Annotated in this window: 10 protein-coding genes and 1 tRNA gene; 6 read left to right on the plus strand and 5 right to left on the minus strand. The window is 58.2% G+C overall.

Annotation, left to right across the window (positions count from 1 at the left end):
• Position 1: 1 nt before the first annotated feature.
• From DBY66_RS06500 to DBY66_RS06510, 3 genes are read right to left on the minus strand one after another with little or no spacing between them, the layout of a single operon-like run.
• On the minus strand, positions 2–8,680 hold the full coding sequence (locus DBY66_RS06500; RefSeq protein WP_108569679.1) for a hemagglutinin repeat-containing protein: 8,679 nt from the start codon (positions 8,678–8,680) through the stop codon (positions 2–4).
• Positions 8,681–8,692: 12 nt separating this feature from the next.
• Positions 8,693–9,220, minus strand: coding sequence for a toxin-activating lysine-acyltransferase (locus tag DBY66_RS06505; protein WP_071668960.1), 528 nt, complete (start codon positions 9,218–9,220; stop codon positions 8,693–8,695).
• A 2-nt stretch (positions 9,221–9,222) separates the two neighbouring features.
• Positions 9,223–10,914 (minus strand): ShlB/FhaC/HecB family hemolysin secretion/activation protein, encoded by a 1,692-nt coding sequence (locus DBY66_RS06510; RefSeq protein ID WP_083429512.1) that lies wholly within the window; start codon positions 10,912–10,914, stop codon positions 9,223–9,225.
• Between the two features lie 436 nt (positions 10,915–11,350).
• On the opposite strand from DBY66_RS06510, the gene vgrG reads away from it, so the two are divergent.
• The 6 genes from vgrG to DBY66_RS06540 are packed head-to-tail and all read left to right on the plus strand — an operon-like array spanning position 11,351 to position 19,260.
• The gene (gene vgrG, locus DBY66_RS06515; RefSeq protein WP_094111774.1) at positions 11,351–13,888 is read left to right on the plus strand and encodes a type VI secretion system Vgr family protein; all 2,538 of its coding nucleotides are present in this window, start codon (positions 11,351–11,353) and stop codon (positions 13,886–13,888) included.
• The gene (locus DBY66_RS06520) at positions 13,885–16,029 is read left to right on the plus strand and encodes a DUF3274 domain-containing protein (protein ID WP_108569678.1); all 2,145 of its coding nucleotides are present in this window, start codon (positions 13,885–13,887) and stop codon (positions 16,027–16,029) included. The genes vgrG and DBY66_RS06520 overlap by 4 nt, the downstream gene beginning before the upstream one ends.
• A 44-nt stretch (positions 16,030–16,073) precedes the next feature.
• Entirely contained in the window at positions 16,074–16,775 is a 702-nt protein-coding gene (locus tag DBY66_RS06525; protein WP_199559916.1) for a hypothetical protein, read from the plus strand.
• Positions 16,775–17,530, plus strand: coding sequence for a hypothetical protein (locus tag DBY66_RS06530; protein WP_233499575.1), 756 nt, complete (start codon positions 16,775–16,777; stop codon positions 17,528–17,530). Before DBY66_RS06525 ends, DBY66_RS06530 begins: the two co-directional genes overlap by 1 nt.
• A gap of 50 nt (positions 17,531–17,580) precedes the next feature.
• A complete protein-coding gene (locus DBY66_RS06535; protein ID WP_108569676.1) occupies positions 17,581–17,835 on the plus strand; it encodes a PAAR domain-containing protein in 255 nt (84 codons plus the stop codon).
• Positions 17,836–19,260 carry a hypothetical protein gene (locus DBY66_RS06540; RefSeq protein ID WP_108569675.1) on the plus strand — a complete coding sequence of 475 codons (1,425 nt, stop codon included), beginning with the start codon at positions 17,836–17,838 and terminating at the stop codon, positions 19,258–19,260.
• Between the two features lie 193 nt (positions 19,261–19,453).
• Here the strand turns inward: DBY66_RS06540 and DBY66_RS06545 are convergent.
• Positions 19,454–19,530: transfer RNA gene (locus DBY66_RS06545), tRNA-Arg, on the minus strand.
• A gap of 95 nt (positions 19,531–19,625) precedes the next feature.
• Positions 19,626–20,129 carry a DUF1198 family protein gene (locus DBY66_RS06550; RefSeq protein WP_108569674.1) on the minus strand — a complete coding sequence of 168 codons (504 nt, stop codon included), beginning with the start codon at positions 20,127–20,129 and terminating at the stop codon, positions 19,626–19,628.
• Positions 20,130–20,153: the final 24 nt, after the last annotated feature.

A 20,153-nucleotide genomic window follows, 5' to 3' on the forward strand; every position in this document is an offset into this window, starting at 1 on the left:
CCTATTTGATATCCAGATGGCCATTACCGATCTTAGTTTTGTCGCCGGTAGCAGGATCTATTTTAAACGTTTCAAAATTAGCCTGAGTACCAGTTGTTGCATATGAACTATTATCTTTTGAAGCAGGAAAACGATATACACGAGTACCATCAGCACTCATTAATCCAGATTTATCACTGGTAAGTCTTGCTCCATCGCCAACCCAGATTTTACCTAACTGATCGGCTTCTGCTGATGTTCCTGAGCCAATACCATAATTTAGCTTGCCATTATCACCTTTAATAACGGCTGCCAGTCTCGTATCCTGCTTCGCAATATTATTCAGATTCTGCTGCCTGAGTTCATCTTTTAACTTTGGATAGTTTGCAATGTTATAAGCAGAGACTTCATCGCTGGCCTTATTGATCAGCTTCGATGCCTCCGCTATATCGCCTTTCTTCAGTGCTACTTCTGCCGCTTTAATGGCCTTACCGGCAACATCACCTGCACCCGGTATAATACCCACCACCGCTGCCAGATAGTCAATAGCCGACTGCGCCTCCGCAAAACCTTTGATATCGCTCACAATCGGTACAAAATCAACGCTCAGCGAAGCCGTTGCTTTCAGCGCTTCACGCCGCTCGTTGTACATTTTCACTGAGCAGGTTTCGGCGCTCATGCCGCCACAGTTGGCCTTCTTATAGCGCTCGTTTTCGGCCTCAACGTACTCACCGGCCTTCTGCTCAAGCGTCTTGCCTTCAGACTGCGCCTGAGCGATATCAGCGAGAGAATTATTCTCAACCGCATTCCTCCCCGCCAGCGCGCCCGCCACCGCGCCCGCCGTGCTGTCGCCCGCTACTCCGCCCGCGAGGCCCGCCGCCAGCGTCCCCAGCGCGCTGATGGTCTGGCGCTGCGTCTCCGTCAGGTCGCTGCGGTCAGTGCCCGGATACATCTGCTGTGCGATGTACTCGCCCATCGCCGCCCCCGACGCTCCCGACAGCGCGCTGTTCCCCGCCGCGTAAGCCGTCACCGCACCCACCACCGCGTGCGCCATCAGGTTCGCCTGCACGTTCACCGAACCGTCCGCATTCAGCGTCTGTTTATGAATAACCTCTGCCAGGTACGGTGCCGCCGCGCCCGTTACCGCCTGCGCCAGACTGCCCCCCGCCAGGCCCTGCACCGCAGCCGTCGCCGCCTGAATACCCTGCTGAAGGGCGCTGCCGGTGCCAAAAGGCGCCGCGGCGGCTTTATAGCTGTCCGTTGCGGCCAGCGCTTTGTTGTAGTCAGCCCACTTCGCCTTCGGCGCGCCTTCGCCCGGCTCTCTGATATCCTTCGAGGCCAGCTCCGCCTTACCGGCATTCGTGGCCCTTATCTGCCCCTCCGTGCGCGCGATGTCCGCCGCCTGGTTGCCGATTTCCCCTATCAGCTGCGCCGCCTGCAGCCGGTTCTGCTCCCTCTCTTTATCGAATATCGGCGACAGCGTCTGGTTCGCGTGCGCGGCGTCGCGGCTCAGCCCGCTCACGTCCTGCGACTGCTTGTCCCCGTTGCGGATAACCAGCGCGCCCCCGCTCACCGCCGCCTTCGTCAGCGAGCTGCCGCTGTCGCTGTGGTTCGCCCCCGTCAGCAGCCCGTTCGCCATGTTCCCCGCAAACTGGCCGCCGATGCTGCCCCCGGTGCTCACGCCCGCGCTCTGATGCTCCACCTTATAATCCGCCCGGTTTTCGATGTCGCGCCAGCCCAGCGTGCCCGTCTCCAGACGGTTTTTATCCGCCGTCGCCGTCGAGCCGATAACCGCGCCGTTCAGCTGCGTGTGTCCTCCTACCGTCACGTCAAAGCCGCCTTTCCCCGCGAACAGGCCGGTCTGCTCCTCCACGCTCTGCCAGGTGCTGTGCATCTTATCCCGGCTCAGGTTCACGTTCGCCGAGCCGGTCATCGACCCGAAGGTGAAGCTGCCCCCGGCGCTGGCGCTCTGCTGCTTCGAGTCGTAGCGGTCGCTGTCCTGCTCGCTCGTCAGCGTCAGGTTGCGCGCCACGTCCGCCCTGATTTTTTCGCCGCTCACCTGCGCGCCCTGAAGCGTGGTGTCGCGCCCGCTTATCAGCGTCACCTCACGGCCCGCGCTCACCTGCGTTTCTGTGTGGGTGACGCCGCTGCCCTGCTCGCTGCCTTTTGCCTTATTTGCGCTGGCGGAGACGCTGATGCCCCAGCCGCCCTGACCCGCGCCGATGCCCACGCCCGCCGTGCCGCCGTGGCTCTCGTTTTTACCCTCCAGCGACGAGGTGTTCGCGGCCGACAGCAGGTTGAGGTCCCGGTTCGCCGACAGCAGCAGGTCTCTGCCCGCCTGCAGCTGGCTGCCCTGCACCGTCAGGTCACCACCGTCGCCTTTCACGCCGCTGCCGCGCGCCACCACGCTCAGATTATCGCCCGCCGTCAGGCTGCTGCCCTGCGCGGTGCGCTGCTCGCTGCGCTGTGTGGAAGTGGAAGACTGGCTGCCGTAAGAGAGGCTGACGCCGATGGCGTTGTTGTTCTCCGGGCTGTCGCCCTGCGCTTCTGCCAGCCGGCCGGCCTGCATCGCCTGCACGCCGCTGAGCGCCGCTTTGGTACCCTGCAGCGCCGCCAGCCGTCCGCTGTCGGCAGACTTCGCCTCCTGCACCGTCTGCGCCGCCGTGTTCAGCGCGCTGCCTGCCGTGCCGGAAAGCGCCAGCGTCAGACCCGAGGTTTTCTGCTCCACGCGGTGCGCCTGGCTGCTCTGGTTTTCCGCTGCGGTGATGCTCACCTCGCGGCCGTCCAGCGTCAGGTTTTTGCCCGCGATAAGATCGGAGCCGTTGATATCCAGCCGGTTGCCCGCCGTCAGGGACACGCTGCCGTTCACGCTGCCCACGGTGCTGCCCTGGCTGGTCGTCTCCTGCGCGGTGTCAGTGGTTTTCAGGCTCTGTTTGCCGTAACTGAAGCCGATACCGCCGGTGCCGGAAAACCCGCTCTTTTTCTCCTGCGCCAGATGCTGTTCACTGTTGCGTTCAGTCGCTCCGGTAACGCTGAGATCGTGCCCCGCCTGCAGGGAGAGATCGCCGGTACTCGCTATCTGGCTGCCCTGTACGCGCAGATCGTTGCCCGCCGCCACGGAAATAGTGTCGCCATTCAGCGAACTCCCCTGCGCCGTCTGACGCGAAATCTGGTCGCGTGTGGTTGTCGTGCTCTTCGACAGCCAGCCGCTGCTGCCCGTCGTCTTTTGCCGCTCGTCCAGATCCCGGGTGTTCTCGCCGTTTGTCAGTGTGACGTCATGTCCGGCGGTCAGCGCCAGCGCAATATCTGCCGACAGGGTGGCCGCGCGGGCATAAAGATCGTTGCCTGCCAGCAGCGAGAGATCGCCCTTGCTGACGACTTCGCTGCCGATCTCCTGCGTATTGCCCTGCTTCAGGCTGTTATCGCTATCCCAGACAAGCGTGTCCCGGCTCGCCGTACTGACGGTATTGAGCGTCAGATCGCGTCCGGCCTTAATCACCGTCTGGCTATTGTCGCCGCTGTTAACCACCTGCGCCGCCGTGAGAGTGATATCACGTCCGGCCTGCAGTATCAGCCGGCCGTCGTCGCCCTGCACGTACATGCCTGCCACGCTATCTACCGTGGTCCGGTCGAACTGGTTCTCACCGTTCCGGCTGCTCACGCTGCGGGTTGTGCTGACGGTATTGATATCCCGTCCGGCGCGGGCGAGCAGCGAGTCGGTTGCCTCAATCACGCCGCCGATATTATTGATATCTGCGCGGGCGAGAAGATCGACACTGGCGCCTTTAATCGTTCCCGCCATGTTGGTGATATTACCGGCGCTCAGCTTCACCACTTCGCGCCCGGCCAGCGTACCGCTGTTAAACAGGCCACCACCCAGGTTCAGGTTGAGGTTGCGGCCCGCAATCAGCGCACCGCTGCCATTGACATCGCCTGGCTGAATACGCGCATACACCTGCGGTACCAGCACCGTCTGGCTGGAGCCATCCGGCAGTCTAACCTGCGCGTTAACCAGCCAGACAATATCTTTTGTCAGCAGCGCCATCTGCTCAGGCGTCAGCGCCACGCCTGGCGTCAGGTGATAGCGCTGACTAAAGGCGATAGCGTTGTTCATCAGCGCCTTGTACTGATCTTCGTCGTTGCTGAAGCCGCCCAGGTAGCGCTGCCCTGTCAGGTTCATGACCTGTTCCCGAATCAGCCGCTGCTCGTAATAGCCGTCACCCAGACGCTTCAGTACGTTATCGCTGTTCTGCGTCAGAGCGTCCTGCATATAGTCGCTGCTCAGCCACTGCTTCTCCTGAGTAAAGCGCGGATCGGTCTCTACCAGATATTTACCGCCGGGAGAGGGATTGGTTCTGAACAGGCTGTTGTCCGGCAGGCGCGTATCGGGCCCGACGATGCGGATCACGCTCGCGTTCTCCCCCTGGCTGCCGGGCACATCAAAATGCTGGCCGGGTTTAAGCAGAGCGGCAATGTCAGGCATGCTGCCTGTGATATGGGCATTCACGCCGCCCGCGCGGCCCGTCGTGGCGTCGGTACCCTCTGTGCTCTGCGGGGCGAGCGAAAGGGGGTTGCCGCTCAGTTCACCGTGATCGACCAGCTCTCCTGGCTTCAGGGCAATCGTCTCAATCACGTCCGGCGGCGTGTAATCCGATGTGCTGTCGCCCTGCTCGTCGCCACCTTTATGACGGATGCGCTTGTAGTGAGTCACCTTACCAACGTCAGTCGTGATTCGCTGGCCCACCACCTCGACGTTATTGAGATCGCGCGCGTTTATCGTCAGCGTATTGCCCGCGATGATTTGACTCTTATCGTTCAGCACGCGGTCAGCGTTTATCGTCAAATCACCGCCCGCGATAATCTTCGCCGGATCGCTTTCGGCGATCTGCGTCTCCTGCACCGTACGCGTGTAGTCATACTGGTAGAAGTTATCGTTATTGCTGCCGGTGTTGCCTGGCGTGTTGAGATTAAGCAGTGAATCGGCCGAGTTGCGGTCAACAAAGACGCCCGGCTCGCCGGCTTTCCAGCGGACGGTATCGCCCGAGTGCTGATACCCGGTAATCGCCTCCGAAGAGACGGTTACCAGCCCGGTGCTGAAACGATCGTTGACGTTATTGATTTCACCGGCAGCCATCTGCATGTTGCCCGCTGACTCGATGGTGGAGCTGTGATTATTGAGGGTGCCCGCTCTGCCGGTTGCCAGGCCGTCAGCATTCAGCTCACCGCCCAGCGCCATATCGCCGGCACTGTAGATCAGGCCGTGGTCACGATTGTTCAGCGTCTGCACGCCGATATCCACCCGCTCACGTCCCGCCAGCGTGGCGGCAGTGCCGTTTTCCGCCAGGTTGTTGAAAATATCAGCCTGTACGCCAACGCTGTCGCCATAGATCCGGCCACTGCCGATATTGGTCAGCGTCGACGCCTTCAGCAGCGTCTGTTTACCGTCGATCAGCCCATAGTTGGTCAGCTGTCCGCTCAGCGTCAGCCAGTTCTGTCCGGCATTGATCTCGCCGGTGGCAGCGTTCAGCAGGTGGGTGGCGCGCAGATCGAGCTTGCCGCCCGCCAGCAGTTTACCGCTGTTATCAACGTCGCCTGCGGTTGTGAAGTTGAAATTGCCGTTGGCAATCATCTCGCCGCGGTTGTTCAGGCTCTGCTGGCTGACCAGCGTGATGTCACCCAGGGAGAGGATCTGTCCGTCACCCTCCAGGCGATCGGCACGGATCGTCAGCGATCGGCCCGCTTTGAGAACGCCCTCCCGATTTTCCAGCGTCAGACTATTGCTCTGAGGCTGCGCCACTCTGAAGCTGCGCAGGCGACTCTCCGGCATCAGGTCATTGCTCTGCAGCAGCAGATCTTCTCCGGCCGAAATCGCACCCTGCCGGTTATCGACCGAGCCACGGCTGTTGATGATCAGTTGCCGATCGGCCAGTAACATGCCGCGCTGATTGAACACATCGTCGCTGTTAATCCGCAGGCTGGCCGCTTCAATACCCTGCTGATCACCCTGAGTATCCTGATTGTTCAGCTGCAATGCGTTCAGCACGGCGTTCGCGCCGCTGCGAATCAGGCCGCCCGCATTGTCTACCGTGCTCTGCGCACTCACCAGCAGATCGCCAATGCTCTGGATCTCTCCGCCACGGTTATCCAGATGAGTCATTTCCAGCGAAGCCGCCTGCTCGCTGACGATGCGTCCACCGCTGCGGTTATCCACTCCGCCACTCTGCAGCGTAAGATCGCCTTTCGCGCCCACGGTTCCGGCCTGATTGTCGATCGCGCCGCTGTGCAGATGAAGATCGCTAAGGCTGTAGAGGGTGCCGCTCTGGTTATCGATCGCCTGGCCGTGGCTGTCGATAAGCACGCTACCGCCCTGCAGCAGACCTGCCCGGTTATTGAACGTGGAGTGCGTGTCGAGGCTGAGCTGCTCCTGTGCCACCAGCGTGCCAGCGGCATTATTCAGGCTGCCAGCCGCCAGTTGCAACGCTTTTCCGCTCAGCGTCAGACCCTGCGTATTGTTTATCTGTCCGGCGCGGATAAGCATGTCGCCCTGGCTGATCACGCCGCCTTTTTCGCCGCTGTTCTGATTAAGCAGCGTCTCTGCGCCGATATCAAGCTGCGCACCGCTCTGGATAAGGCCGCCGTCCCGGTTATCGAGCGTATCGCCGCGCAGCGTCAGCGCCTGCTGCGCCACCAGCTGACCGTCACGGTTATCCAGTAAGCGGGCATCCACATGCCCGGTGTCGCTACTGACTATCCTGCCCTGAGCATTCTGCAGCACATCCGCCGTGACGCGCAGCGTCTTACCCGCCCTCACAACGCCCTGCTGATTAGCCAGCTGCGCGCCTCGCAGGCTGAGATCGCCTTCACTCGCGATCAAGCCCTGCCGGTTCGCCAGGCTGTCCGCGTTGATATCAATCTGCCGGGCCGAGGTGGTGCCCCTATCAATATCGACATCGCCACCGCGCAGGGTGAGCTGACCATTTGAGCGCAGCGATCCCTTACTGCCGCGCAGATTACCGGTGGTGATCGACAGTGTGCCGCGGCCTGTATGGGTGATGTCACCCGACTGGTTATCGATCGCAGCCGCATTGAGCGTCAGGTTGTCACTGTTAGTCGCGATACGGCCGCCCTGATTATTCAGGCTGCCCGCGAAACTGAGCGTGAGATCGTCACGCCCGGTTTGCAGGATCTGACCCTGCTGGCTGGAGAGATCGCGCGCCTGCAGGTTGAGCTTGCTGGCTGTCAGCGTGGCGCCATCGTTGTTCAGCATTTTTCCGGTGCGCGCGGTGAGCTGCTGCTGCGCGGTCAGGGTGCCGCTGCGCGTCACGATATCGCCCTCGCGGGCGTCGAGCGTCAGGTTTTTACCCTCGGTACGGCTGCCGCTGAGGTCAATAGTCTGCCCGCGTGCGCTCAGGCTGCCGCCGGCCAGGTTTTTCCCCTGCGCGCGAAGCTGGCCCGTTGTCGTCAGGGTCAGATTGCCCGATTCACCGGGTCTGCCGTCATCCTGCACACCTGCCGCGAGAACGCCTGAAGCCGTGCTGTTGAGGCTGCCAGCCTGCAGCGTAACGTCATTGCGTGCCACAACAGAGCCGCGGTTCTGCACATCTGCCGCACTGGTTACCGACGCTTTTCCGCCAGAAAAGATCGTACCGCTGTTGCTGATCCCTTGCCGCGCGGCGAGCTGCAGATCGCTACGGCTCTGAATAGCGCCGCTGTTCTCAATGCGGCCATCAGCGGTGATGACCACCGAACCCGCCTGCGCGCCAATATTGCCCGCATTGCGAACGCCGACGCCCCTCTCCGTGCCGACCAGACGGATTTTTCCGGCATACATGCCGCCCAGGCTGGAGACATCAAGCGCCATCCGGGGTTCTGTAGCGCGCTCGTCGCTCTGCTTCGTGACCTGCTGGTGTGCGGCATCCACCTTGTTTCGTCCGGTGGTGACGCGAAGATCCCTGGCCCAGACGCTGGCATTGACCTTCACCGAGCGGGCAATAATGTCGGTATAGTCCTGGCGTGAGCTGTCCATCCCCGCCCCTTCGACCACCACTTCACCGCGTTCAACGTTAAAGCCGGTCAGGTTGCCATTGTTGAGCTGCGCCTGTCCGGTGGTCAGGGTGCCGCGACTGGCATTGATAAATCCGCAGCCGTTGCAGGTGATCCCGGACGTATTGGCGATAACGACCTGGGCTTTCTGACCCGCGACTTCAATAAAGCCGTTGAGGCGGCTGGGATTGCGCGAGTTAACCTCATTCAGGATCACTTTGGCTTCGCCCCGGGCCAGCCAGGGATTGCCGCTTACCATCCCGCCGAGTCCGGTCTGAACATTTTTGTGGGAGTTGTTGAGGATCGCTCCCCGCTTTCCGACATCAAACTGACTATACGTATTGCGGGAAACACCGCCTGCGGAGGGCGTCTGGATATTGATCTGCGGCGTACCGCTGGCGCTGTTTACTATCGTGGGCCGCTGGCCGCCAGGCGCCTGTGCATCTGCCACAATGGCGGCGCTGGCAGGCTGTATCACGCCCATCGCCAGCCAGAGACTAAAACATAATGCGCCGACTCTGCCAGTGAGGCTGCTAAGCGTGTGGCTGAGACCTGACGCGCGTGCGCTGCCGGCCCGGCCTGATTTAGCAATATCCGGCACCACCATCAGCATGCCGCGGACTGTGTTAAAAATCACGCGGTAGCGATTTTTGTTCATCTAATATCCTTATCAGATTTGCGGTAACGCGGCGGCGAGCGGATGCTGCTGGCGCCACGTTTTTGCCGCTTTATGGGTCACGCGGCTGCCATGAAAGTTGAATACGCGCCTGCCGCGCTGCTCACCGCGGTGATCTAATGCCCGCCAGCAGGCATGAGGAAAGAGATCGCGCCGGATCAGGCGACTCATCGCTACGGTATGGCCAAATGGCGCGATCCAGTCGCAGCACCACATGCGTGTGCCACTGTTCCACGCGTCAGGCGGAAAATGGATAGCGGGCCGTGTAAGATAAAGCGCTTCGGCTTCTTCGTTCAGCCAGGCCCAGCTGAAGAAAAAAACCGGCGTACCGGCTTCAGCCACCAGCACATATTGTCGCTGTTTGATGATCGGCAGCAGCAGCGTCGGCAGGGCGTGCAGCGGCGCATCACGATGCAGCGGCGAGTGCATCCAGAGCCACACCGCCGATCCCAGTATTTCCGCTTCACTCTCTTCACCGCCCAGAATCAGCGGTGATTTAACCTCATACTTGCCTGCGCGCATTCTCAGTAGCTCCAGTTGAGGTTGAAGCCGAGCGTGACGCTGCTGGTGCGTAAACCGTCAGGCTTCGACAGCGGCGTCCCGATAAACAGGTCATAACCGGTATTCCAGGCCTGACCGCGCAGCCCCGCCACCCCGCCCGCCAGATGCTGGCCGGTCAGCAGCTCACTGCCCGCGCCGCCCACCTCGCCATAGTCCGCGCCCAGGTAGAACTCCTGTGCAGGCAGCGGCGTACTCCAGGCGATGTCATTGCGGACGAACCAGCCGCGGCTCGCGTTCAGCGTGCGTTCGCCGTCGAAACCGCGCACAGTCCAGCGGTTACCTATCGAAAACTGCTCCTGCGGCGTGAGCGGCGTATTACTCATCTGACGCAGGTATTGCGCACCGTAGCGAAAATGCTGGCTGCCGATGCTGAACGGCAGGCTGAACTGCGCATTGAGCTGAACGATTTTACTCAGCGCCGTCGCCTCGCCGAAATACTCCTCGGGTGCGGGCTGGGCACCGAACCAGCGCGTGCCGCGCTGATAGCTGATGCCCGCATCCAGCGTCGCCTGGCGGATATAGTGGCGGTGTTGCAGACCGATACGCCACGCCGCCGTCTGGCGATGCTGCACCTGAACTTCGGTGTCGTTGATATAGTTGCGGGTTTCGCGCGTCAGGACGTCATAGGTCAGCGAGGTTTTTTGCGAGCCGCTGCGATGCAGTACCCGGCTAAGCTGTAAATCGAGGCTCTGACTTTTTCCGCTATAGCGGTAGTCCTGATGGGTTCCGGCGACCGTCTGGTGATAGTCATAGTCGCTGGCCGTTGCGGAGAACATCCAGTATCCAAACGGCACCGAGTAGTGGCCGATGACGTTTTTGCTGCCTTTACCGCCTTTGCCCTGCAGATCGTGCGTGGCCGACAGATAAAAAAGATCGCTCAGCGCAAAAGGGTTATCGAGCGACAGCGTGACGCCACCCAGATAGCGTCCGGTGCTGCGCGTACCGGAATCATCCAGCGAGAGACCGAGGCGCCACATCTTTTTCTGCTGCCAGCGTACCTCTATATCGCTCTCGCCCGGCTGTTCACCGGGCACGACCGACATATCGGCTACCACGGTCGGCAGCCGTTGCAGGTTTTCCAGCCCCTGTTCGATATCACGCAAATCCAGCAGATTACCGTCGCGGGCAGGAAATGCGCTGTAGAGCCACAGATAACGATCGCTACCCGGCGTCAGTCTGGCCTCCCGCACGTAACCGGGCAGGATCACCAGCCGTAGCGTGCCGCTGTTAAGGTCCTGCGAAGGTGCCAGCACCCGCGTAGTAACATAGCCATGATCAACCAGCCGGTTTTGCAGCGTACTCATCAGCAGATTAATGCCGCGCCCGCCCAGGCACTTTCCCTGCGCCTGGCTGGCAATAGCGTTAAGCGGCAGCCAGTGCGGCAGCGCCTGCTGCCCTTCAAGCACGATACGCGTGAGAGGAAAGCAGGGTTTTTCTGCAGGAAAAGAGAGGCGGCCAAAACCAGAAGCGGGCGGTGAAAGTCGCACATCAGGCGCTTTCGGCTCTATCTGCTGCTCCAGCGCTCGCTGGCGCTGTTGCTGCTGCCGGACCTGTTCACCTGCATCAGGCAAGGGCTCCGCAGTGGCCTCGCTGGTTATAAAAGCAGCAACCAGAAAAGAGAAACAGAGCGTAATTGATGTATCAGATGAAACCATCAGACAATCCTTGTCACGTAAACTAAACGCAAATCTTATTAATTAATATAAAAATTGCCGCATATTATTCACGAAAATGACCTGATAACAACGTCAGTATGGTTTTTTTTAAGCCAGATAATTCAGACTGATTAATCATCCTGCTAATTTTTCCGGGATGTATGTTATGCAGCAGCGAGAGTAGAGAGAGGCAAAAAAAGGGCCATTATTTACTGAAAGGCCGGACTGCTGGCAAAAGCGCATCCGTCTGCTGACTCAGGATAGGGGCGGAAAACCGAAAAAATCATGACCAGAGTCCGTTGCCCTGCAGGGTTCAATGCTTCTCCCCTGTCGGAATCAGAGCCAGAATTAAATCAAATTTTACAATATACTAACCCTCTGTAATTATTTACACTTGTCCTTATGGTTTGTAATGCCAAACTAAATAAGGATATCTATGCCCCTGACAGGACGTTCGGGCTCATTCGCCGTTGCGGATTCGCTCAATCACTATCTGCTCGCCTTTGAAAGCTGCGAGATCGTTGCAGACGTTAAATCTTTCGAAGGGCGAGAGTCCCTTAGCCAGCCCTATCGATTTATCATCCGCTTTACTTCATCCGTTCAGGATATACCACCTGAGAAAGTGATGATGCAGCCGGCAGTTTTTATGATGCGGGCCTGTTCCACGGCGTGCTCCCTCTTTCGGCCTGCTAAGGATCGCTGGCACACATTACGCAAAATTTATGGGGTTATCACCCGCCTTTCCCATATATCAACCAGCGTTGACGAATCAACGTATGAAGTCACACTCGAACATCCTCTGGCGCTGATGTCCAGCACGCACCGGTACGCTATCTATCAGCGGACGTCTGTTCCCGAGCTCGTCAATTCTGTCCTGAAGTCGCACGGCTTTAGGGATTATGAGATTGACATGAGCCTGCTGCAGTGGCGTTACCCCAGGCGTGAGATGATCGTTCAGTGGGGAGAGAGTGACCTGAGTTTTATCCGGCGTCTGCTTTCTGAAGTCGGGATCTGGTTCCGCTTCTGCAAACATGAAACTGCTGAAGAGATCACCGTCATCGTATTTGCCGATCAGCAGGCAGGCTACCTATCTGGCGCGAAAATTCAGTCGCTGCCCGGAGCAGGGTTAACAGGCGATACCCTGACAATATGGCAGATGCGCTGCCACTCAGCGGTGGTGCCTGCATCGGTACGTACGCGCAATTACGACTACCGGCAAAGCCGGCTTATTCCGCCGGAACATGAGGCGGACATGAGCGGTGAAGCTCCCTACACCACAGGCAGCGATTATCACTACGCTGATATTCAGCATAGCACGGGCGATCGGTGGAGCAGCATTCAGGGCGGAGATGCTGAAACAGCCTGGCACTATGCCCGCATCCGCCATGAGCGCCATCTGTCCGGCCGGACGTGTCTGGAAGCCATCACTGACGATCCCGCACTGCAGCCGGGCATGGTGGCTGAAATCGACGGCGAGCAGCCTGAAGCATTTATGTCCGGCTTTCTTATCGTTGAGAGCGTCTGCCGCGCAAGCCGGGCAACAGGCTATCAGACGGCACTCAGCGGTATTCCCTGTAGTGAGCGCGCCGCTTTCCGGCCGGAGCGCCTGCCAAGACCGGTTATCTCAGGAACGATTCCCGCCCGCGTCTCCGGCAGCGTTATGAACGATAGCCTTGCCCGTCCCGATAGTCAGGGGCGCTATCGGGTGAAATTCAGTTTTGATCTCGCCAGCTGGGAGAAAGGCAGGGAAAGCATGCCTGTCCGTCTGGCCCGCATCTACGCAGGCGATAAGTATGGCGTGCATTTTCCGCTGCTGGACAACACGGAGGTGGCAATCGCATTTGAAAGTGGCGATCCCGAGCGGCCTTACATTGCCCATGTATTGCATGACGCGCTAAATCCGGACGTCGTTAACGATAGTAACAGCACGCGCAATGTTATCCGGACAAAGGGGAAGAACAAAATCCGGCTGGAAGATGCGGCAGGCAATGAGCACATCAAGCTATCAACCGAGTTCGGCAAAACGCAGCTTAACCTCGGTCATATGGTCGATACCGGTCGCAAAGCACGCGGTAAAGGCGCAGAGTTGCGCACCGATCATCACGCCACCGTGCGTGCCGCAAAGGGGATCTACCTGACGACCGCCGCGCAGACCGGTGCACGCGGAACGCTGCTGGAGATGACCGACGCGATCGCGCATCTGGAGCAGGCGCTCAGCATAGCTTACAGCCTGCAGTCGTCGGCCGCCGGGGCCGGCGCTGACGGCGCTGACACTGCCCCGCAGCAGGCGCTGCAGCAGGCCGTTTCCGGGCTGGCGCAGCCGGGCATTCTCTCCTGGGGTGAAGCGGGTATTGCACAGGCAACACCTGAAAGCCTCCATCTCGCCGCCGGTAAAGATGCGGTGATCACCGCCGGCAGTAACGGCAGCGTCAGCGTGTTCAAACGTCTTTCTGTCGCGGCGGGCCAGGGAATTTCCGCCTTTGTGCGCAGGCTTGGCATCAAACTGATTGCCGCGTCTGGCGATATCACGCTTCAGGCGCAGCGCGGCCAGCTGGCGGCGCTTGCCGATCGGAACATGCAGATCGCCAGCGTCAACGGAGAGCTTCAGATAAGCGCCAAAAAAGGCCTGTATCTGCACTGCGGCGGCGGCGGGATCCGCCTGCACCCGAACGGCGGCGTAGAGATATTCTCGCCGGCGCACATTGAGCAGAAAGCGCCGACTCTTGTTTATCAGAAGGGGGAACCGGCAAAAATTGTCGATCCGCTGTTTAAAGATAACCCGCTGGCGCGCGGTGTACGCCTGTACCGAAACGGCGACCGGAAACACCCGCTGGTCAGCCAGCCCTTCCGCGTTACCCGGCCGGACGGCAGCACGGTGGAGGGTATCACCGATGCTGCCGGGCACTCTCCGCTGCTGGATCTTGCAGAGACCGAACAGCTGGTTGTTACGCTTATCAGGGAGGCAAAGCGATGACTCATCACACCTCAAAAAACAGCGCCTTTAACGATCCGGAACTGGGCAGCTTCATCGGCCTTAATCGCGATACCGCCGGCGGTATGCTGATGCAGGAGTTTCCTGTAAACAGCCCCCTGCCCTGTATTGTTATTCTTGTACACGGCGTCAACGACATCGGCGAAGCTTACGAAACGCAGGAGAAAGGGATTATTGCCGGGCTGAATACCCGACTGGCGCGCGACGACATGTACCCGCACCAGTGGAGTGAAATTGAGGGATTAACCGACCTGAAAGATGCGCCAAAGCGCGTGACGGCCAGCGGGCGATCGCCGGTTATTCCGTTCTACTGGGGCTATCGCCCGGTCGATCGTGAAACCTATAACGCAGACCAGCGGCGCTACCGTGATGAGGTCGCCCGCCTCGGGCTGGAAACAGTTCTCCCCTACGATGCGTTTCAGGAAGATGATCCGGTACGGCTGAAAAAGCTGAACGCTGAGGGACGCGGCTTCTGCAACGATAACTACGGCAACGTGCTGAACCTGGCAGCAGCGAAGAATGGCGGCACCTTTGCTAACGCAACCACCTGCATTCCTGACATGCTGGGGCCCGGCGCGAACGGCGGGGCCATCTGGATGGCGGGGATCTACAGCCGCAAACTTAACGGCGGGGACTTTACCCACCCGATTTATGGCAATCCGCACCGCATTTATCAGTTTTTTGCTGCTCAGCGGCTGGCAGATCTGATTCTGGAAATCAGAAAGAACCCCAGTACACGTCACGACACCATCAATATAGTGGCGCACAGCCAGGGCACCATCATTACCATGCTGGCGAATATGCTGGTCAGGCAACAGGTAGCTGATTATCCGGTTGCCGACTGCGCCATCCTCTGCCACTCCCCCTACTCACTTGATCCGCGGCTCATGGAAAATATGCTGCCCGGCAAGCAGCAGACGTCGCACGGGCGTCAGGAGACGCTGCGTAATTTCTGCCGGCTGATGGCCACAAATCCAAAGTATGACGCCACGGGTTGCTACCGGCCGGAGTTTGTCACAGCCATGTACCACGATACCACACTGTGGCGCAAACACCGCTGGAGCAGCGATCCCCGCTACAGCCGCAATAACTACGGCCGGGTTTATAACTATTTCTGCCCGAATGACGGCACGGTGTCGCTGTCCAGTGTGCAGGGCATCGGCTGGCGCGGTATTCCTGATACGCTCGCCGGCGGCATACCCAATCTCTATCAGCGCGCGTTCTGTCAGCACCACAGTACGGGCGGTAACGCGTCCGGTGCGCCTTTCAAAAAGCCTGCTTTCCGGCCCGGAGATTTTACGTATGACGGCTGGCCCACTAACGTGGCCTATCCAATGGAAAGCGGCGTGACTGAAAACGCCGAGGCCCTGCCTGAAGTGATAGAGCTGACCCTGATGGGGCACGATCGCAGCGGGGACATGAAATATAAAACGGGCGTTGGAGGCGAAGATCGCTATATCGACTACTCCGCCCGCGAGTATGAGAACGCCTGGCAGGTGACAGAGTTTCGTCCGGCGATCGGATTTGTTTATCCGCATCGCTCCGGTCAGCTGCTGTCTGAAACCGAGCTGGCTGCGGTCAACCGGTATTACGGCACCGCGTTTGTCTCCGGTCGCGTGGTCGGCAGCAGCACGCAGCGCTACCAGCTGAAGCGGCGTAAAACAAGCGAAGAAATCAACGAGATGGAAAAATATGGCGATCCGGTGAGGTTCAGCCAGCACTCTTCAATAGTGATGGATCAGAACGTGCAGGAAAAGGCTGTTGCCTACGACCTCGCCATCGGTAACTGCATGGCCTTTGAAGATCCCGCCTTCTGGCTCAATCTGCGCAAGCGCGCAGACTGGCGGCACGAGTTTAATCCGGATGCCAATACAAAGAAATATTACAAAACGGGCGTGCTGAATGAAGATATAACCAAAAAGTTTATGAATAAACCGGATCAAACTTTGCCGGCCGGTGAGTTCGGCGTGGTGAATGATTTCGGCCCGAAAACGCGCGTAGAGCCCGCCCGGCATCCGGAGGTGCATCATAAGGAAGTGCCTGTGCATCAGTGGGACATGCCGGAGCCGGCAGGCTATCGCGATGTGCCGGCAAAGAAAAAAACGGAGGGAACAGGATGGTAACGTTAAGGAAACACACTGTAATTACAGCGCTGGCAGCTCTGATTATGTTGACTGCCAGCGGCTGCAGCAGCAAGCCGCTGAGGAAACGGCAGACGCCGGTGCAGGTGGTGTACCGCTTTGACGACCACCGCTGGCTGGAGCTGCACGGGGTCGCCTGCGAGGGCGCCCTGTGGTTTGTGGATGAGAAGCGCGATATCCGCAGTGAGGTATCGTCGCAGTTTTATCGCATCTTTACCAAGCCCTACATCAATGCCTCCAAGCGCTACATTGCCATTCCCAGCTGGGACTCTGCGCATTTCACCGTGTCCCGGGACTATGGCAGAACATGGACCCCTTCGTGGATCAGGGGGCGTGAAGATGATGAGGCAGGCTCTTTTTATCCGGAGTCTAAAAACATCGCTTCCCTGACCGTAGTCAACGACCAGGGGTTTCTGCTGACGAAGCAGGGGCACCTCTATATGTCCTCTCACCCTTTTGACGATCCGCGCATCATGCCGGGTGGAGAAGGGATTGATTACAGCTATACATTTAAAGGCAAAGTTTACTATGACCGGCTGGACGCTATTCGTTCTGGCAAAGGTGAGAACGTTTCGCGCTGGGGTCTCCTTTATATCGATCCCCGCATCCTGCCAGTAAGAATGGAGCAGTATTACGCCAACTTTCAGAACCTGCCGACCCGGGTGCCGGAGGTAAAGGGCTATACGGGCTGGACCCGCATGCAGTGCGATATGAAGGCGGGAATGTGATGCTCAGTTACGTTCTGAACAGGTACGCTGCTGCGATGCTGGCAATGCTGATAGCCCTGAGCGCCAGCGGCTGCAGCGGCAAGCCGCTGAGGAAACGGCAGACGCCGGTGCAGGTGGTGTACCGCTTTGACGACCACCGCTGGCTGGAGCTGCACGGGGTCGCCTGCGAGGGCGCCCTGTGGTTTGTGGATGAGAAGCGCGATATCCGCAGTGAGGTATCGTCACAGTTTTATCGCATCTTTACCAAGCCCTACATCAACGCCTCCGAGCGCTACATTGCCATTCCCAGCTGGGACTCTGCGCATTTCACCGTGTCCCGGGACTATGGCAGAACATGGACGCCTTCGTGGATCAAGGGCCGTGAAGATGATGAGGCGGGTTCTGATTCTCCGGAGTCTAAAAACATCGCCTCCCTGACCGTGGTCAACGACCAGGGGTTTCTGCTGACGAAGCAGGGGCACCTCTATATCTCCTCTCACCCTTTTGACGATCCGCGCATCATGCCGGGCGGAGAAGGGATTGATTACAGCTATACATTTAAAGGCAAAGTTTATTATGACCGGCTGGACGCTATTCGTCCTGGCAAAGGTGAGAACGTTTCGCGCTGGGGTCTCCTTTATATCGATCCCCGCATCCTGCCAGTAAGAATGGAGCAGTATTACGCCAACTTTCAGAACCTGCCGACCCGCGTGCCGGAGGTGAAGGGCTATACGGGCTGGACCCGCATGCAGTGCGATATGAAGGCGGGAATGTGATTTCATTTGCACAAAAATAAATTTAACAGGACAGAGAGTAAGGATATTTCATGGATGGCGTTATTCGACTGGGAGACCGCCTGTCGGCGGGAGGCTATGTTACTGAAGCTTCAGGAGAGATGTTCGATGGTAAGCCGGTAATGCTGATCGGCGACAAAGCGCGGTGCAGTCAGCATGGTGAAACCGCTGCTGCTGAAGGGCATCCTGCCTGGATCATGAACGGCCGTCACGTTGTGACCCATGGTTGCAAAGTGGCGTGCGGATGCCTGCTGTTAAGCTCTTTGCCCGAAGCAGGAGTGCGATAAATGAAATATTTCTGGAAGCCGTTGCTCTCTTGTCCGGAGAAAACGGAAATACGCTTTCCCCGTCTGTTTACGATAGCTGCAGGTATTGTGGCCCTTATATTGATGCTGATGTTCAGTGCCCTGACGCTTGAGAATGCGCAGCTAACGCTCAGCATGCTTATCTGGCGATTACTGGCGCTCCCTGTTGCGGTCTGCATGACGGTTGTTTCGCTATGCTTTATTTTTTTCAACATTCTCTGTTGCTGGCGTCTTTTGATGCAGCTTGCGTACTGCGGTGTTGAATCGGACTGGCAATCACGGGCTTCTGAATGGACGCTGCTGGCTGAACACACCTCAATCTTTCCGGTTGATAACGCAGCCCTGAAAATGCTCGGACTTGAGGGGAAAATGCCGGTGGATGGCGATATTCCCCTCAGGCTTTCCGTTGAGGATGATGAAAGGTCAGGCATGGGACGGATGCTGGTCACAGTGCAGCGCCTGCTGGAACAGCTGGATCTGACACAGATTGACGCCATCACCGAACGTCCTGAACTGTTTCTCTACATGGGTAATACAGCAGGATCTGTTCGCGATGACATCACATCGCTGGTCCGCTCTTTCCATGCCGCATTCCGCCATGCCAGCTTTCACTATTTTGACGACATGCCTGAACTGTCACTGGTTCAGCAGTGGACAGACGGGTCGTTTAACGGATTTCGTCTGCTGTTAATTGCCGAACTGCATGATGGCGATAATCGTAACTTTTGTGAATATGCCTGTGCACTGCTCTTTTCCCGCTACCGGCAAATAAGCGGAAACAGAGTGCCGGTCTGCTGTTTTAAAGGAATGAGCGCTCAAATTTATAACCTTGAGCGCAGGATTAATGCACTGCTGTCTGCCGGGCAAGTCAGGCCCGCTGACCTGCGGCACGTCTGGACCAGCGATCTGCAGGGAGAAAGTCTTAATTTGCTGAAAAATTCCCTGGCGGAGAACAATGCAGGAATTAACGTCCGGAGCTGGCAAAATATGCGGATAGCCGATACCTGGACGACGGGCTATCAGTGGCTGATGATGGACTGGGCAGCCATGGCAGTTCGTAACGGAGAACGTGCTCAGCTGCTGGCAGCAAGGGAGAAGAGAGGCGAGCAAATCACGTTTCTTCAAATGAACGGGAAACTTGCCCGGCCCGAGGACAATTACAGCCCTGCCTACATCAAAAGTCTCAAAAAGAGCGGCAGTCTGCTTGGCTGCAGTTTTATACTTGCCACCTCTCTGCTGCTTATGACAATCAGTATCGAGGTGGGATGGAGCTTTGAAAAAGATTTCTTTACCCGCAGCGCAGTATTTATCATGCCGATAATCTTAACGCTTTTATCTATCGGGTTTATGCTCGGGAAAAGTTATAAAAAAGAAGCTGAGCTCAACAGTTATTACGATTATGAGTAAAACATACTGTACGGTTTCAGCAACCGCGTCTGAAATCCTTATGTCACTGTATTGTTAATTCAGATAGCTGAGCCGCTATTGTTAACAGAGCGGCGAAAAACTGCGACGGCGACCCTCAGGCAGTCGTGTCCCAAATCTGTCCCATGCTGAAAATATGAAAGCTGGCGGAGTGGCGTAACTGCTTGATTTGACTTGGCGCGCCCTACAGGATTCGAACCTGTGACCTACGGCTTAGAAGGCCGGTGCTCTATCCAGCTGAGCTAAGGGCGCTGAGGAGTTGGGTCGGATTATACGTCGGGAAGCGGGTACGTCAACGTTTTTGCCGTTTCTGTGCAGCGGAGTGCTGCGGGAATAACCAATTTGCATCAATGGCGTTTGCGCCATTCGCTGAGCGACACGAGATTACTGGTGCCGGTGGATTCCCCTTCCAGCTCAATCCCTTGTGGCGTAAAGCGCGCATTATATTGCTCACGCAGCGCGTGCAGCTCCTGGCTGTCCGGCTCCAGCTGGCGCAGAAAGCCCAGCGCGAGCAGCAGCTGCTGGCGGCTGATGAGTGCCGGGAAACCGGCGCGGCTGAGGATCGCATGCCAGCGCTGGCTGTTCTCTTCGCTGCCGTCAACAATCAGTACCTGCCAGATCAGCAGTACCGCTGCGCCATTATGCAGGTGCGTTTCGTTATCGCGGCTGAGGTAGTCGGTAAACTCTTTCGCCGCCTCTTTCCCCATCATCGAGAGCATTGACTCCACCTGTACCGGCGGCAGCTGCAGCCGCTTGCTGAGCCGCTGGGCAGCGTGACGTGAGGCGGCGGTGATCAGCTGAAATCCAGCCACAAACACCACTGCCAGAGTGGCAAGCATTATCCAGATCATTACATCGTTCCCAGAGTGTCCTGC

Origin of the sequence: Pantoea sp. RIT413, assembly GCF_003057675.2 — a bacterium.
GTDB lineage: Bacteria > Pseudomonadota > Gammaproteobacteria > Enterobacterales > Enterobacteriaceae > Pantoea > Pantoea eucrina.